Raw genomic sequence first — 579 nt, forward strand, 5'->3', positions numbered from 1 at the left:
TCTTTGCTACGGTTTATCCGTAGTTCTTTGTCAAAAAATTATTTTGTCCAAATCAATTCCAACGATTTCGGAAAACTTGTAGGCATCGTCCATTCGGAAGATTCGACGGTATTTTTCGTATTGAATATATGTTTTTTCCGTCATCCCAAGTTTCTCAGCCATTTCCGATTGAGTAATGCCAGCAAAAGTTCTGGCCTGTCTTAACGTGAACTTCATTTTATCACCTCCTTGATTCATACTATACTACATTTTATCCGTAGTTTCAACCATGAAATGCAACTTTTTTTATTTTTTTTTTGGTACAAAACGACATATTCATATTTAATCTGTACTTTTGTACATTTATAATGTATAATTGTACATGAAAGGGAGGTGAGAAACATTGAGGCCAGGAGAAAAATAAAAAGATTGAGGAAAGAAAACCGGATGACGCAAGCACAGCTTGCAAAAAAATTGGGTGTTGCTCCGACTACTGTTTCTTCTTGGGAAAGGAACGATAATAATCCTTTGATGGATAACATTACATTGATGGCAGAAATATTTGACGTTCCAGTAAGTTATTTCTTTGATAAAAAAGAC

Annotated in this window: 2 protein-coding genes; one reads left to right on the plus strand and one right to left on the minus strand. The window is 34.4% G+C overall.

Annotated features, from left to right (window positions below; genetic code table 11):
* Positions 1 to 30: 30 nt before the first annotated feature.
* Positions 31 to 216, minus strand: coding sequence for a helix-turn-helix transcriptional regulator (locus tag ANHYDRO_RS05575; RefSeq protein ID WP_039914191.1), 186 nt, complete (start codon positions 214 to 216; stop codon positions 31 to 33).
* Between the two features lie 156 nt (positions 217 to 372).
* Between ANHYDRO_RS05575 and ANHYDRO_RS05580 the strand changes: the two genes are divergently transcribed.
* Positions 373 to 579, plus strand: a 207-nt coding sequence (locus ANHYDRO_RS05580; protein ID WP_148315696.1) for a helix-turn-helix transcriptional regulator, incomplete at its 3' end; no start/stop codon positions are given.

This window comes from Anaerococcus hydrogenalis DSM 7454 (assembly GCF_000173355.1).
Lineage (GTDB): Bacteria > Bacillota > Clostridia > Tissierellales > Peptoniphilaceae > Anaerococcus > Anaerococcus hydrogenalis.

Excerpts from the sequence above, each read along its gene's own strand:
- ANHYDRO_RS05575 (WP_039914191.1), bottom strand. The coding sequence starts at position 216 with ATGAAGTTCACGTTAAGACAGGCCAGAACTTTTGCTGGCATTACTCAA.